Below are 14,757 nucleotides of genomic sequence, written 5' to 3' on the forward strand. Positions count from 1 at the left end.
GGTTTTCTTTCATCATCAGACAGTCGTTGGATAACTGGTGAGTTAATTGATGCAATTTGTGGATCTTGCTTATAATGCTAATTGTAAGTATTATGTACTTTAAAACCAAAACTTTCTCAATTTAATGTTGAGAAAGTTTTGGTTTTTATTATTCTAGTAGTAATCACTTTTTAAAGTTATAGAAATTTAAAAATAAAGTATTGTATACATGTAAGTATGATTAAAAATGAAAAGTTGTAAATGCTAAATTTAATTAAATACGCCTTACTCTCTTTAACATTGGCCTGAATGAATAGTTTATAGGAGATTACACTGGCTAAAGATGCGATAATTGTTCCAAGCCCTCCAATATTTACTCCTAGTAATAAAGCTTTCCAATCAGAAGTAAAGTTTGATAGAAGAATTGAAGTAGGAAAATTGCTAATCAATTGACTCAAAAATATGGAACTAAAGAAGACTGAAGTATCACCTCTTAAATTAGTGCGAGCAAATGTCTCCAGCGCATCCGAATGGGAAATGTTTCCGATAAAAATAAAAAAACAGACAAAGGTTATTAGAAGAAAGTAATCAATCTTAAATAGTAAGTTTCTATCTAACGTAAATGCTGCTATCAATGTGACTATTAGTGCAATGTAATAATTAATGACACCAAAAATAGATGCAATGATAGTGATAAGTATCAAAATCCAGACGGTAGCTTTTTTTCGATTTTTCACGGTAATAACAGGTAGTTCTATTTTCAAATCTGTTTTTTGAAGTTTTTGAGTAAATATAAATAACAAACTAATTCCAAGTACAGCTAAAAGCAGGATTGAACCTAAAAATGGGATGAGCTTAATTCCATAGTAAGAATATAGGTATAAATTTTGTGGGTTTCCCATAGGCATCAAGCTACTACCGATGTTTGCCGCAATTGTCTGCAGGATGATTGTATCCATCATGTTCATTTGTGTTTTTTTACTAATGACAAGTGTTATTGGTACAAAAGTGAGGAGAGCGACATCATTTGTTACAAACATGGAGCAAATAAAGCATAACAAAATTAGAATAATAGATATTGACCTGCTGTTATTGCATTTATTTAAAATCACAACGGCAAGTTTGTCTAATATCTTTAGCTGTTCAAAGGCCTTAATGGCCACCATTAGATTAAATAAGCTAATTAACACTTCAAAGTTAATATATTCGATCTTTGGTGAATGTATTAAGCAGCTTACAATTGCTAGTATCAGTGAAATGGTAAGTATTAAATCCTTTTTTAAAAATTTGAATTTCATAAGGAGTCTTTTTTTATTTTGAACGAATACTATTTCTTTCACAATACACCACCTGTAATCTATGTTAGTAGAATGAAAAGCAAAGGAAATATACATTTAATGATAGATATTCAACAAATCCTCTTATATTGCAATAAAATTAATAGCTTTTCTTATCAATTGGTTGTTCTAAAATTTGAAACTTAAATGGAATAATATTAATAACGTTTTCAAAAAAATAATAATATGAGTAGTTTTTTATTTGTGGAGCTGTCAAAATCATATTTTTGGATAACTCGATATTGCTAGAAAAGAGGATGACATAAGGTCCTAAATAAGAGTTTTGTAATGTTTCATCCCTTCAACAAAATCCTTTTTTGCTAAGTGTCTGTAATGTTGTAAATATGTGCAATATAGAGGAATGATTAATTGATAAAACAAATGTTTTTTGTATGATACCATAAATAAATTAAATGTTTTATTTTTTAAATATTCTTATAATATTCCGTTGATTCTTGATTTCAAATCCTTTATATGAACTTCTAAAAGAGAAAAGTATGCATGTTTTTATGAAGAAAATAGAGGCTTGTCAAAGGTTAGGTAGAACGGAATCTGCGACGTTTGGATACTGTATAAAATTCACAAAATCTCAGTGTTTTTTAGATGAAAAAAAACTTAAAATATTTTTTTGTTTTTATAAAAATCTGTACTTTTTCGTAACATTCTGTACTTTTAATTATAAATTAAAGACAAGGTTTTCTTAGTTGAATAGTGAAAGCGCTTTATAGGTTTTTCGCGAAGTTTTTACCTAGCCTATTCTTGAGATTAGTAGCGAGAAAGGAGATATTTCCATGTTCTTGAGACAATTAACAAAAAAACACTTAATCACTATTGATTATTATGATTTAAATCACCGGTAAACGAAACAAACATAATAGTACAACAATGTTAGTGGATAAAAATATTAGTTTGCAGAAAGGGGTAGAGCATCCGTTTGTATAAGCGTTAAGTACTTCAAAATTTCAGTTTTACGGTTACATGTTGTGATGTTTGCTTAAACAGGCCAATCCGATTAATATAGAAAATTTTTATCCTTGTTGTATTTGAATATGAAAGAGGTATTTGTACCAGGAAATATAGGTGATTTTATATATATTATGATATACAAATTTTGGCATGGGGTGATGGTATGGAAAGGCTTTTTGTAGACTTAGTCGGATCAACAAATGATTTTTTATGGTCTAAATTGTTAATTATTATGCTTGTTATTTGCGGAATTTATTTTACATTTAAATTGAATTTTGTACAGTTTCGAATGTTAAAAGAGATGGTCCGTGTATTAATGGAGGGGAAAAGTGGTTCTAAAGATCAAATCTCTCCTTTTCAAGCGTTTTGTATTGGTATGGCAGCCCGCGTTGGAACAGGGAATATCACAGGAATTGCGATTGCAATTGCATTAGGTGGTCCTGGAGCTGTATTTTGGATGTGGATTATTTCTATTATTAGCTCGGCCTCCAGTTTTGTCGAAAGCACATTAGCACAGATATATAAAGTAAAAGATAAAACTGGTTTCCGCGGTGGTCCATCCTATTATATGGAAAAAGGGTTGAATAAACGTTGGATGGGAGTATTATTCTCTATTTTAATCACAATTACTTTTGGTCTTGTATTCAATTCAGTACAATCAAATACAGTTACAATTGCTTTTCAAAACTCATTTGGTACAGATCGTCTAACAGTTGGGATAATCATGGCCATTGCTTTCGCTGCGATTATTTTTGGTGGTGTACAACGTATTGCAAAAATGGCTGAATACAAGGTGGTATTTTTAGCGGTATTATACATTGGAGTTGCATTATTTGTTGTAGTTACCAACATATCAAAAATGCCGGAAGTTCTTTCTCTTATTGTTCAAAACGCATTTGGTTTTAAACAAATAGCAGGCGGTTCAATTGGTGCAGCACTTATGAATGGAGTTAAACGTGGTTTATTTTCAAATGAAGCTGGTATGGGAAGTGCACCAAACGTTGCCGCAACAGCAACAACAAGTCATCCGGTGAAACAAGGACTGATTCAAGCATTTGGTGTATTAACGGATACACTGATCATTTGTACTAGCACTGCCTTTATTATTTTGCTGTCTGATGCATATAAACAACCGGGGTTAAATGGTATTGCACTTACACAAGCAGCATTAAGTGAACACATAGGTCCTTGGGCATCGGGTTGTCTTGCTATCTTTGTTTTTTTATTTGGATTTGGTGCGTTAATTGGCAACTATTATTATGGTGAAACAAATATTCGCTTCTTACATACAAGTAAAGTGTGGTTAATGATATACAGAATAAGTGTGTTGGCTATGATTGTATTTGGTTCTGTTGCCAAGATTCAAATTGTATGGGATTTAGCGGACTTATTTATGGGCTTTATGGTTATTATTAATTTAATTGCTATTACCTTACTTTCAAAAGTAGCATTTGCGGCGTTACAAGATTATATAAACCAGAAAAAAGTTGGTAAAGATCCTATTTTTTATAAAGAAAACATTAAAGGACTTGAAAATATTGAATGTTGGGATAGTTATGAGAAAACTTCAAAAAAGAAAAGTGTGTAATAAGAAGGATATTCAGACTGCAATATGTCTGAATATTTTTCTTGGTTCTAGTGCAAATAGTATTGATTATAGTAAAGAAAAAATCATTCTATATAAAGTTAATAGTACGGGGGAATATGATTAAATGATAAAGGATTCTAGCGTTCAAGTTGAGGGTCAAGAAAAAGTTTGCTTAGATCAATGGGTAGCTCATTATCGAACGTATGCAGCTAAGGGACGAAGCGCCAGTTATATTCCTGCTCTGGGGGAAATAGATGTATCGCAGTTAGGTATTTGTATAGTAAAGCCAGATGGAACAATGATAAAATCAGGAGATTGGGAGATACCTTTCACATTACAAAGTATATCAAAAGTAATCGGTTTTATAGCCGCTTGTTTAAGTCGCGGTATTTCTTATGTATTAGAACGAGTTGACGTAGAGCCAACTGGAGATGCCTTTAATTCAATTATTCGTTTAGAGATACATAAACCAGGAAAACCTTTTAATCCTATGATTAATGCTGGAGCAATTACGATAGCTTCACTTTTGCCAGGGACATCGGTGCAAGAAAAATTAGAATCTCTATACGTATTAATTGAAAAAATGATAGAGAAGCGTCCCGCTATTAATGAAATAGTATTTCAATCAGAATGGGAAACGGCTCATCGTAATAGAGCATTAGCATACTATTTAAAGGAGAATGGTTTTCTAGAATCAGATGTGGAGGAGACACTAGAGGTTTACCTAAAACAATGTTCGATTGAAATAAATACAGAAGATATTGCCTTAATAGGGCTTATACTAGCACATGATGGATATCATCCTATTCGCAAAGAACAAGTGCTCCCTAAAGAAGTAGCTAGGTTAACAAAAGCTTTAATGCTTACTTGTGGAATGTACAATGCTTCCGGAAAATTTGCTGCTTTCATTGGATTACCAGCTAAGAGTGGGGTATCCGGCGGAATTATGACACTTGTTCCCTCAAAATCTAGGAAGGATTTATCGTTTCAAGATGGATGTGGTATTGGTATTTACGGACCAGCCATTGATGAGTATGGGAATAGTTTACCAGGAATTATGTTGTTAGAACATATTGCAAAAGAATGGGATTTAAGTATATTTTAAAAAGGAGCACAGATATTTTGGTGTTAGAGCGAGTCCAAAAGTGTTCAGACCTTATATTGTGTCTGAACATTTTTGAGTTATAAAGTATCTTTCTAAAGTAGAAGAGTGTAATGAATACTCACAATCTATAATGCTTTCGTTTATAACTTATTTATCAGTTTTTGAAAAAAATAGAGTAAGTATTGTATTAATGCAAATAGGTTTGTATACTGACTGTTAGGCGAAAGTGAGAAGTGATTATTTTGAATCTTAGTAATTTAGTAAAAAAAGACATCTATATTCTCGTTTTAATGATACTTACAGTACCCTTAGTAGGTGAAATAAAGTCATTTCCCTTAAATGAAACATTTAGAATGAGCTTTGGTGCACCAACATTTTTCTTTTTTTTGTTATTGTTTCGACGAGTTCCAGCATTTTTACCGGGTTTTTTAACAGCGATAGTCGTGGTAGTATTTCGTATCTCAATGGATGTCATTATAAAGGAAAATATGGATTGGCTAGCCGCTTTTCATACTCACTATCCTAGTTTTTTCTTTTATTTTACTTATTCGTATCTCTTTCATTTAGCAAAAATCAAACGTTTTTATCATCAACCACTAATGATTGGTTTTATTGGTTGCATGATTGAAATACTGTCAGACTGTGTGGAATTAATGATTCAATATTTCGTATTAAAAACATCGATCACATCCGAGGCAATAAATGAGATCATTGTTATCGCATGTTCCCATAGTTTTATAGTTCTAAGCTTTTTCAATATGATGAAATTGTATGAAGCACAATCAAGGGAGCGACATATAAAGAAACAAAATGAACATATGCTCATGCTCATCTCTAATTTATATGAAGATGCTGTTCATTTAAAAAAAACATTACAAGATGCTGAGAATATAACAAAAAAATCCTATGATTTATATAAAACTTTGGACTCTTTTGAGCATAAACAGATGGATTTTCAGTTTGAGGATTTAAGGCAACAGGCATTACAAATTGCTGGTGAGGTCCATGACGTTAAAAAGGATAACCAACGTATTTTTGCGGGACTTTCAAAATTAATTTCAGATGAAAGTTTTACAGATTATATGTCTGTACATGAACTAGTAAATATCATTATACGGGCAAATACGAAATATGCTCAGTTGTTAGAGAAAGATATCCAATTTGTGTATAAAATTGATGGTGTGCATCCTCATTATCATATTTATACAATCTTATCTATTATAAATAATATCGTTACAAACGCTGTAGAAGCTATCCAAGGTATGGGAACCATCACAATTGACATTAATAAAGACCACCATTTTGTTGAATTTCAAATAGGCGATAATGGTCCTGGTATTTCTTCAAAATATAAAGATTCAATTTTTGAGCCTGGGTTTACTTCTAAATATGATGATTTAGGCAATCCATCGACAGGTATCGGATTATCGTATGTTAAAGAAATGGTCGCACAACTTGAAGGTGATGTTACGCTTGAGGACAGAACCGAAGGAAAAGGATCAATTTTTATAATTAAATTAGGGATTGATCATATAATTTCGAAAGGGTGATTCTATGTATTTTTATATAGTAGATGATGAAAAAGCGGTTCGCTCAATGTTGGCTCAAATTATCGAGGATGAAGATCTTGGGGAGGTTATAGGAGAAGCTGAGGATGGTTTATCTTTAGAGCAACAAATGGTAATCCTTAAAAATATAGACATTTTATTTATCGATTTGTTAATGCCGAATCAAGATGGAATAAAAACAATTCGTCAAATAAAGCCTTCGTTTAAAGGGAAAATCATCATGGTCTCTCAAGTAGAATCAAAAGAATTAATTGCTGAGGCTTATTCGCTTGGTGTTGAATACTATATTATTAAGCCAATTAACCGGATTGAAGTATTAACAGTTGTTCGGAAAGTCATTGAACGAATTCGTTTGGAAAAATCAATAAAAAACATTCAAGAATCGCTTAATATGGTACTAAAATTGGATAGTAATTCAAGTGTGCAAGAAAAATACCGTAATGAAAAACATTTAAATACTTTCAATCATTTTCAAAATTCCATTCATTTTCTTTTGTCTGAATTAGGAATAGCCAGTGAAAGTGGAAGTAAAGATTTAATGGATATGCTAGATTATTTATATAAATATGAACAAGATAACACGTTGGAACAAGGCTTTCCCTCACTAAAAGAGATTTTTATGAATTTGGCTCAAAAAAAACTTGGGGATTCAGCTGAAGATGCCGAATTAAAAAGGTTCATAGAAGCTTCCAAACAACGGATTCGGAGAGCAATTTATCAATCATTAAACCATTTAGCATCCCTTGGACTTACTGATTTTTTAAACCCGAAGTTCGAAAATTATGCTTCTAGATTTTTTGATTTTACTACCGTAAGGAGAAAGATGACAGAATTGAATAATGAACCAACATTACCTGCTCGTATTGATACGAAAAAATTTATTCAAGTTCTTTATTTTGAAGCAAAACGAATACACCTGGAGTTAAGATGATAAACTCTTGCTAATAATTATTTTCAATTGATAGATTGATAATAATTTTTCTTTTTATTCTCTTTTATTTCATATTAGTTTTAAAATCAGAAAATTCCGTATCGATTCGGTAGAAGTGTATGAACTTAGAACAAAAGAATATGTATTTTTATTTTTTTAAACATTAATATTCATTAAAAAAACGAGTATTTTCACAATAAAATATAAATACATAGTAAGTTGAATTTAAAAAAAGATGCTATCTTCTAGCATCTTTTTTTCTTTAAGAGGAAATATCATTGATCCTTATATTATTTGAAATTCAAATGCGGGCATATAAATAAGGGAAAAGGAGATAATATTTAACAAATTATAATTGGAAATGGTATTTTAGGTCAGAAATGTTTTTATACTAATTAGGTTATTGGTACTAAATAAGCATAATGTCTCGCTTTTCTGCTCTTTAATCTTATCGTTATTTTTTATTAAGTACATATCGTTTTTTAAAAATCTCAATCCTAGCAGAGTATATAAATTGGGTGATAAAAATGTGGAACGTAATTACTTCTTATCTTCCAGATTGGAAAGTCTTTGTACAAGCTTTTATCTTGTTTTTAATTCCGTATACTATCTCAAGATTTTTTCATTGGGTTCGTATGGCAGAGAAAGAGTGGGAAGAATGAGTTGGTGGAAGTCAAGAGACAAACAAGTGAAAAAAAATAATATTCAAAGTAAAACGAAACAAGATCATAAACCATCTCAAAATGCAAACGTTCATTTCACAAATGATTTTGCCTCAAACTTAGAACTTATAAAGCAACAAATCGGACATAATTCTGATGTTCGCTTTCGGAAGTTTAATATTGGACGCACAGATATTCAAGCTGGGATCGTTTTTGTTGATGGTCTATCAGATAAAGAGATAATTGACAAACATATTATGAAATTACTAATGGATGATTTTTCTGATGAATATAAAAATGAATCTTCTTATGTGGAGGGGACTGTTTCAAAAGAATATATTAAAAATAAAGTTCTTACAATTAGTGAAGTAGCAGAAGTCCATTACATAAAAGATTTAATACCCAAAGTATTGATAGGTTCAACAGCTCTTTTAATTGATGGTTTAGCAGATGTGTTTATTCTTGGTACAACAAAAGCAAATAAACGAAACATTGAAGAACCAGTATCGGAGGCATTAGTCAGAGGGCCACGGGTCGGTTTTACTGAAGTATTAAGTGATAATACCTCACTTTTGCGACGACACTGTGCGGATGAGAGCTTATCATTAGTAAAGCTACCAGTAGGAGAACGTGCAAAGAAAGAGTTAGTCGTCGCATTTATTAAAGATCTTGCTAGTACAGAATTGGTGGATGAAATAAAAAACAGAATTCAGAAAATTGACATAGACAGTGTACTCGAATCTGGTTATATAGAGCAACTCATTGAAGATAATTATCTCAGTCCCTTTCCGCAGATTCAAAATACAGAACGACCTGATCGTGTTATTAGTGCTTTGATGGAAGGTCGAGTAGCTATTTTGTTAGATGGAACACCATTTGTTTTAATTGCTCCAGTTACATTTAGCATGCTGCTGCAATCACCAGAAGATTATTATGAAAGGTGGCTTCCTGGTACGCTTCTCCGCTTATTACGCTTCATGACAGCTTTTGTTTCATTATTTGCTCCAGCACTGTATATTTCTTTTATTTCATTTCATCCAGGATTAATTCCCACTAAGCTCGCTATTTCTATTATCGGATCGCGAGAAGGAGTTCCTTTTCCCGCTTTAATAGAAGCGTTAATTATGGAAGTAGCTATCGAAGTTTTGCGAGAAGCAGGTTTACGTCTGCCTAAACCGATTGGACCTGCAATGGGAATTGTGGGCGGTTTAATAATTGGTCAGGCTGCCGTAGAAGCAGGAATTGTTAGTCCAATAATGGTTATCGTTGTTGCGGTAACAGCTATTTCTTCTTTTACTATTCCGCAATATAGTGTGGGAATTACGTTACGCATTCTTCGTTTTGTAGCTATGTTTTGTGCTGCGATATTTGGCTTGTATGGTGTTATTCTCTTCTTTCTTTTACTTTGCAGTCATTTAGTGAAACTGAAAAGTTTTGGCGTTCCTTATACTAGCCCTGCTGTTCCGTATCGATTTAGTGATTGGAAAGATTTTATGGTTCGCATGCCATTAAAAATAATGAGACGTCGACCGAAAATAATGCATACAAAAAAAACTATCCGCAAAAGGTAGCTGATGACGAAAGGAAGTGGCCTTCAGTGATTACGAAACCTAAAGACCGAATAACAACTTCGCAAGCAGTTGTTATTATTGTAAATTACATACTTGGGACAGGAATTCTCACTTTGCCTAGAGCATCTGTGGAAAAAGTGAAAACACCAGATGTATGGCTAAGTGTTATATTAGGTGGGATACTCGCAATGGTTTCAGGAGTAATTATGGTCAAATTAAGTCAGCAGTTTCCAAATAAAACATTTTATCAATACAGTCAAGATATTGTAGGGAAATGGATAGGCAGGTTGCTTAGTTTTCTTATTATAGGGTATTTTCTTACAACTTCAGCATTTCAAATTCGTTCAATGGCAGAAGTAATAAACTTTTTTTTGCTAGAAGGAACCCCCACATGGGCTATTGTTATGCCTTTTATGTGGATAGGTCTCTATTTGATTATGAGTGGTATTAATTCAATTGCACGGATGTTTGAAATAATATTTCCTATTACTGTTTTTATTTTTTTAATCATTTCCTTTATGAGTATCGGAATATTCGAGATAGATAATCTCCGTCCCGTATTAGGTTTGGGAATTAAACCAGTATTAGATGGGATAAAAACAACGTCTCTCGCATATACAGGTCCTGAAATTATGTTAATTCTTTTGGTATTTATGGAACAACGAAATAAAGCAGTAAAAGCTATTTTAGTTGGAATTTCTATTCCGTTAATCTTTTATGTAATAACTGTTGTAATGGTCATTGGTGCATTATCAATTGATGGAGTTGTAACAAGAACATGGCCGACAATTGACCTTATGCGCAGTTTTGAAATTTCTGGATTGATATTTGAACGTTTTGAATCTTTACTGCTTGTAATATGGATTATGCAAATATTTGCTACCTATACGATTAGTTATTATGCAGCTGCATTAGGATTAGCACAACTCTTTAAAAAGAGTATTCATCCGTTTATTTTTGCTTTAATTCCAATCATTTACATCATTGCTATGACTTCGAAAAATATAAATGACTTGCTTAAATTGGGGGATATGCTCGGTAATGCTGCTTTATTTTTATTTGGTTTACTGCCACTGCTTCTTCTTATTATTACGCGATTAAAAGGAGGAGTAGTGTGAAACATAAATTTAATTATATGCGGTTCTATTTGGCTTTGTTATGGACGCTTTTGCTTCTATTTTTAACAGGATGTTGGAGCAGTAAAGAAGTAGAAGAGTTGAGCTTAACTGCAGGTATAGCACTAGATAAAGGGAAGGATTCAACAATTGAGAAAGAGGATGAGGAAGGAGGTTATCCTAAAAGAAATCTTATAACAGCTACTTATCAAATTGTTAGTTCGCAAGCACAAAGTAAAGGAAATGGACAACAAAAACGTTATATAAATGTTTCTGAGACCGGTGATTCCATTCATCAAATTGTTCGTGAGTTTTCATTGAAAAGAGAGAGCACAATGTTCAGCCCACATTTAAAAAACATTGTTATTAGTGATAGTCTTGTACGTACATACAGTTTAGAACAATTACTTGAACAGTATCTCCGTGACAATGAAGTTCGGCTTAGCTGTATGCTCTTAATTAGCAAGGGTCTAGCGAAGGAGGTACTGGAATCAAACAAAAAAGGAGAAATCCCAGCATTTCGTTTGTCTGGAATTGCAGATAATAGAAATAGAACAACAAGGATTTTACCTCCTGTATCGCTCGCTAAATTGGAAGGAAAGATGCGGTCAGGGTCCAGTTTTCTTTTGCAAAATGTAATCTCGATAAAAGGAGAAACAAAATTTGCAGGAGCTGCTGTAATTAAAGGAAAGACAAAAAAGTTGATGGGCTTTTTAAATGAACAGGAATTGGAAGGAGTAGTATGGATAAACGGAAAAAGGAATGGTGGTGTGGTAAAAACTTTTGATAAAGAATCAAAGAAACTCATTATATACGAAATAAAGTCAATAAAAAGCAAAATCATACCACATGTTAACGGAAATAATATTTCCTTTGATGTAAACATTGAATCAGAAGGGCGTTTGTCTGAAAATTGGATGCAATCAGGAAAAGATTTTGAAAATGAATTTTTAAAAAGGGAAGAAAACGCTATTGAAAAAGAAGTAAAGCACTTAGTACATCATGTTACAAAAAAAATACAAAAAGAATACCAAGTCGATATTGCGGGTTTTGGCAACCAATTAAGAATTAAACACCCGAGAACATGGGAGAAAGTCAAAAAAAATTGGGATCAAACATTTAGTAAGGTACCGATTAAATATCATATAAATGTAACTATACAAGATTATGGAGCGTCAAGTTTAAAACGGTGAGATACCTTAATTGAAATTATATTTGCATCAAAACAAAAAGTTACAAAAATTTTAATTTAAAAATTTTTGTAACTTTTTGTTTTTTTATGTCCTTCTTATTATAGATTAAAGAAATGATTTTATCCGGCTATTTGCCGGGCAGTAAGACCCCCACCTCAAAATTCAGCGAAAGCAAAGAAGTTATTAGAGGTATATGTAAGCTCTATATAGGAAGGAGAATTTTGAAATTCTATTGATAAACCAAGTAATTGTAATAGTCCTTATTTAGAATAATAATTTCAAAATCAATAAAATTTAGAGTAGAAGGAGCAAGAGCAAATTATTATGAATAAACAAATAGGATTCATCGGATGTGGAAACATGGGTATTGCTATGATAGGTGGGATGATTAAAAAAAATATAGTTTCTCCGGATCAAATAATTTGTTCAGATTTAAACGTCATTAATTTAAAAAATGCTAGTAATGAATATGGCATAACTATAACTACTAACAATAATGAAGTCGCTAACAGTGTTGATATTTTAATTTTATCAATCAAACCAGATTTATACTCATCGGTAATTAACCAAATAAAAGATCAAATAAAAAATGATGTAATCGTTGTAACTATTGCTGCAGGAAAAAGTATTAAGAGCACTGAGAATGAATTTGGTAGAAAGTTAAAGGTTGTTAGAGTAATGCCTAATACACCGGCACTTGTTGGAGAAGGAATGTCTGCGTTATGTTTTAATGAAATGGTTACAGAAAAAGATATAAAAGAGGTACTTAACATATTTAATATTTTCGGCCAGACGGAGGTCGTAAATGAAAAACTAATGGATGTTGTTACATCTATTAGTGGTTCTTCTCCAGCATATGTGTATATGTTTATAGAAGCCATGGCAGATGCTGCTGTACTTGGCGGTATGCCGAGAAAACAAGCTTATAAATTTGCGGCTCAGGCTGTATTAGGTTCTGCAAAAATGGTATTGGAAACAGGAATACATCCAGGTGAATTGAAGGATATGGTTTGTTCTCCAGGTGGAACGACGATAGAAGCTGTAGTAACGCTAGAAGAAAAAGGTTTAAGAACAGCTATCATTTCAGCTATGAAACGTTGTACGCAAAAATCTATGGAAATGTCTAGTTTAACTAGTAAGTGAGAAGCGAATTTATATAATATTTCAAATCTATTTAATGTAAAAGAAATATTATGAGGCTAGTTAATAACTAAGTAAATTTATATACAACACTAAAGAGAAAAACAAACCTTATTTTAAAGGGGATACAGAAAATATGAGTAATTTACTAAAAAAGAAATCCGTTACACAATTGCTAGAGCATAATCAAAGCAAGACTTTAACGAAAACATTAGGAGCATTTGATTTAATTATGTTAGGGATAGGCTCAATAGTTGGAACGGGTGTTCTTGTGTTAACTGGATTAGTAGCAGCAAGAGATGCTGGTCCAGCAGTTATTTTTTCATTTGTACTTGCAGCAATTATATGTGGATTTATAGCATTATGTTACGCAGAAATTGCTTCCACACTCCCGGCATCTGGTAGTGTATATACGTACTCATATGCAACAATTGGTGAGTTTGTTGCTCATCTAGTAGGTTGGTCATTGCTGTTAATATATATCGTGGCAACAGCGGCTGTCGCTGCTGGATGGACAGGCTATTTTCACAATTTAATAAAGGGGTTTGGATTAGAGATACCTAAAGCTCTAGTAACGATTCCTTCGCATGGTGGTATTGTGAATCTACCAGCAGTAATCATTACATTGATATTAGCATGGATGTTATCCCGTGGTACGAGGGAAAGCAAACGAATCAATAATATAATGGTATTGATTAAAATTGGAATGATTTTGTTGTTTATTACGGTTGGTATATTCTATGTAAAACCAATGAACTGGATACCAATTGCACCATACGGCTTAAGTGGAGTTTTTACGGGTGGAGCAGCTATTTTATTCGCTTTTACGGGTTTTGATATATTAGCAACTTCAGCAGAAGAAGTAAAAGATCCGAAACGTAATCTTCCGATTGGTATTATTGCATCATTAATCATATGTACAATTATTTATGTTATGGTATGCCTTGTTATGACAGGAATGGTTTCCTATAAAGAATTAAATGTTCCTGAGGCAATGGCGTATGTAATGGAAGTTGTAGGACAAGGAAAAGTCGCTGGTGCAATTGCTGCAGGTGCTGTAATTGGCCTTATGGCTGTTATTTTTTCCAATATGTATGCGGCAACACGAGTATTCTTTGCAATGAGTCGTGATGGATTGTTACCGAAATCATTTGCGAAAGTTAATAAGAAAACTGGAGCACCGACTTTTATAACTGGATTGGCAGGAATAGGGAGCTCTATAATAGCTGGGTTTATTGATTTGAAAGAATTAGTTAATTTAGTTAATATCGGTAGTTTGGTGACGTTTGCGTTAGTTTGTCTATCAGTTATTATCCTTCGTAAATCACACCCAAATTTAAAACGTGGATTTATGGTACCTTTTGTACCTGTATTACCATGCGTTGCAATTGTATGCTGTGTGTTTTTAATGCTAAATTTACCGTTAAGGACATGGTTGTACTTTAGCATTTGGATTACTATTGGGGTAGTAATATATTTCCTTTATTCGATAAAACACAGTAATTTAAATGAGGAAACGATCTCGAAATTACATGATAAAATTGCGAGATAATAACGATTGAAAATTTTATTAATAATCATATTGATAGTTGAGTAACATAG

11 protein-coding genes and 1 pseudogene are annotated in these 14,757 nt (G+C 32.5%); 11 read left to right on the forward strand and 1 reads right to left on the reverse strand.

The genetic code is table 11. The features are described from left to right. A pseudogene (locus CQ064_RS34325) lies at positions 1-75 on the forward strand (short-chain dehydrogenase); the annotation flags it as partial. Between the two features lie 101 nt (positions 76-176). On the opposite strand, the gene CQ064_RS24875 reads toward CQ064_RS34325, so the two are convergent. Continuing rightward, a complete protein-coding gene (locus tag CQ064_RS24875) occupies positions 177-1,319 on the reverse strand; it encodes an anion transporter (protein WP_000659303.1) in 1,143 nt (380 codons plus the stop codon). A 1,126-nt stretch (positions 1,320-2,445) separates the two neighbouring features. Here CQ064_RS24875 and CQ064_RS24885 point away from each other — a divergent pair. The 10 genes from CQ064_RS24885 to CQ064_RS24930 all read left to right on the forward strand — a co-directional run bounded on the left by CQ064_RS24885 (position 2,446) and on the right by CQ064_RS24930 (position 14,707). Further along, on the forward strand, positions 2,446-3,870 hold the full coding sequence (locus tag CQ064_RS24885; RefSeq protein ID WP_000440275.1) for an alanine/glycine:cation symporter family protein: 1,425 nt from the start codon (positions 2,446-2,448) through the stop codon (positions 3,868-3,870). Between the two features lie 124 nt (positions 3,871-3,994). After that, positions 3,995-4,975 (forward strand): glutaminase GlsA, encoded by a 981-nt coding sequence (gene glsA / locus CQ064_RS24890; RefSeq protein ID WP_000588651.1) that lies wholly within the window; start codon positions 3,995-3,997, stop codon positions 4,973-4,975. Between the two features lie 233 nt (positions 4,976-5,208). After that, positions 5,209-6,525 (forward strand): sensor histidine kinase, encoded by a 1,317-nt coding sequence (locus CQ064_RS24895; RefSeq protein ID WP_000584810.1) that lies wholly within the window; start codon positions 5,209-5,211, stop codon positions 6,523-6,525. A gap of 4 nt (positions 6,526-6,529) precedes the next feature. Continuing rightward, a complete protein-coding gene (locus CQ064_RS24900; RefSeq protein ID WP_000274088.1) occupies positions 6,530-7,474 on the forward strand; it encodes a response regulator in 945 nt (314 codons plus the stop codon). 527 nt (positions 7,475-8,001) lie between these two features. Beyond that, the gene (locus CQ064_RS34150; RefSeq protein WP_000267389.1) at positions 8,002-8,136 is read left to right on the forward strand and encodes a hypothetical protein; all 135 of its coding nucleotides are present in this window, start codon (positions 8,002-8,004) and stop codon (positions 8,134-8,136) included. Continuing rightward, positions 8,133-9,707 (forward strand): spore germination protein, encoded by a 1,575-nt coding sequence (locus CQ064_RS24910; RefSeq protein WP_000119220.1) that lies wholly within the window; start codon positions 8,133-8,135, stop codon positions 9,705-9,707. Before CQ064_RS34150 ends, CQ064_RS24910 begins: the two co-directional genes overlap by 4 nt. A gap of 26 nt (positions 9,708-9,733) precedes the next feature. Then, the gene (locus tag CQ064_RS24915; RefSeq protein ID WP_000628988.1) at positions 9,734-10,825 is read left to right on the forward strand and encodes a spore germination protein; all 1,092 of its coding nucleotides are present in this window, start codon (positions 9,734-9,736) and stop codon (positions 10,823-10,825) included. Then, a complete protein-coding gene (locus CQ064_RS24920; RefSeq protein ID WP_000680797.1) occupies positions 10,822-12,015 on the forward strand; it encodes a Ger(x)C family spore germination protein in 1,194 nt (397 codons plus the stop codon). Before CQ064_RS24915 ends, CQ064_RS24920 begins: the two co-directional genes overlap by 4 nt. Before the next feature lie 324 nt (positions 12,016-12,339). After that, positions 12,340-13,158: a pyrroline-5-carboxylate reductase gene (gene proC / locus CQ064_RS24925; protein WP_001041298.1), complete on the forward strand. Its 819-nt coding sequence runs from the start codon at positions 12,340-12,342 to the stop codon at positions 13,156-13,158. Between the two features lie 133 nt (positions 13,159-13,291). Then, a complete protein-coding gene (locus CQ064_RS24930; protein ID WP_000067434.1) occupies positions 13,292-14,707 on the forward strand; it encodes an amino acid permease in 1,416 nt (471 codons plus the stop codon). The last annotated feature ends 50 nt before the right edge of the window (positions 14,708-14,757 follow it).

Origin of the sequence: Bacillus sp. MYb78 (assembly GCF_002975115.1) — a bacterium.
In the GTDB taxonomy this organism is placed as follows: Bacteria; Bacillota; Bacilli; order Bacillales; family Bacillaceae_G; genus Bacillus_A; species Bacillus_A cereus.

Coding starts and splice junctions, on each gene's coding strand:
- CQ064_RS24885 (WP_000440275.1), top strand. CDS start 2,446: ATGGAAAGGCTTTTTGTAGACTTAGTCGGATCAACAAATGATTTTTTA.
- glsA (WP_000588651.1), top strand. CDS start 3,995: ATGATAAAGGATTCTAGCGTTCAAGTTGAGGGTCAAGAAAAAGTTTGC.
- CQ064_RS34150 (WP_000267389.1), top strand. CDS start 8,002: ATGTGGAACGTAATTACTTCTTATCTTCCAGATTGGAAAGTCTTTGTA.
- proC (WP_001041298.1), top strand. CDS start 12,340: ATGAATAAACAAATAGGATTCATCGGATGTGGAAACATGGGTATTGCT.
- CQ064_RS24930 (WP_000067434.1), top strand. CDS start 13,292: ATGAGTAATTTACTAAAAAAGAAATCCGTTACACAATTGCTAGAGCAT.
- CQ064_RS24910 (WP_000119220.1), top strand. CDS start 8,133: ATGAGTTGGTGGAAGTCAAGAGACAAACAAGTGAAAAAAAATAATATT.
- CQ064_RS24900 (WP_000274088.1), top strand. CDS start 6,530: ATGTATTTTTATATAGTAGATGATGAAAAAGCGGTTCGCTCAATGTTG.